Source organism: Streptomyces sp. NPDC019890, assembly GCF_044903445.1.
Taxonomy (GTDB): Bacteria; Actinomycetota; Actinomycetes; order Streptomycetales; family Streptomycetaceae; genus Streptomyces.
The window spans coordinates 1-1007 of sequence record NZ_JBJDQK010000100.1 but is presented as its reverse complement, the minus strand read 5'-3'; the positions used below and the strand labels follow the sequence as shown (position 1 = coordinate 1007).

Below are 1007 nucleotides of genomic sequence, written 5' to 3'. Positions count from 1 at the left end.
GGGGTGGGCCCCGAGCAGCTCGGCCGCGCGCAGGAAGATGTCGGGTGCGGGCTTTCCGCGGTCGACGTCGTCACGGGTCACCAGGGTGTCGAAGTGGTCGCGGAACGGCTGGTGGCGCAGGGTCTCCTCGATGACGTGGCGCGCTCCGCCGGACGCCACCGCCATGGGGACCCGGCCGCGCATGGCTTCGACGACCCGGAGCACCTCCGGGTGCGGTCGTACGGTGTGGGCCTCTTCGAGGAACATCCTGTCGCGGTCGGCGACGAGGTCCTCCACGGGGCGGGAGAGCCGCAGGGAGCGCTCGCCGACCAGGGTGCGGATCATCTCCGCCGACGAGAGTCCCGTGCGCGCGTCGAACCACTCCTGTTCGAGGTCCACACCCTCGGGGGAAAGGACGGCCGCCATGGCCCGGTAGTTGGCGTACTGGCTGTCGACCAGGGTGCCGTCCCAGTCGAAGAGCAGACAACTGGCGTGGCGGGGGGCGAGATCGGGGTGCATGCGTGCCTTTTGGTCTGGGGGTGGGTGTATTCGGTCAGGGTCCGTGCCGGTATCCGCGACGGACGGACCTGGACGCGCGGGCCGAGGGTCCGCGATCGGTCCGCGGTCACCGCGCGGTCACTCCGTGAGGCAGGCGGGCGTCGGCCGCGCGGCGGCCATCAGTGGCTTACCGCGTGTCTCGGGCATGTGCCGGGCCAGCGCCAGCGCCGACGCCCCGGTGATGGCGGCGTACAGCGCGAACGTCCCGGCCAGCGACAGGTGCTGGACCAGCGGGAGGAACGTCGTGGCCACCACGAAGTCCGCCGCCCAGTGGGCCGCCGTCGCCAGGCTCATCAACGCGCCCCGGGCCTCGGAGGGGTAGATCTCCGCGATGTACACCCAGAACACCGCCGCCGGGGCGGCGGCCGAGGGAGTTATGGAGAGGCACAGCAGCAGGGAGGTTGCGGCAGACTCGTGGACGGGGTGGTCGGCGGGGGTGATCGGCAGGGCGGTGTGCGCCGTGTGGAGGG

Annotated in this window: 2 protein-coding genes; both read right to left on the bottom strand. The window is 72.1% G+C overall.

Features of this window, described 5'->3' with window-relative positions:
• The coding region (locus ACI2LP_RS34480; RefSeq protein ID WP_404728480.1) for an HAD family hydrolase at positions 1–498 on the bottom strand (498 nt) is incomplete at its 3' end.
• Positions 499–615: 117 nt separating this feature from the next.
• Positions 616–1007: MFS transporter (locus ACI2LP_RS34475; protein WP_404728479.1), on the bottom strand; the 392-nt coding region annotated here is incomplete at its 5' end.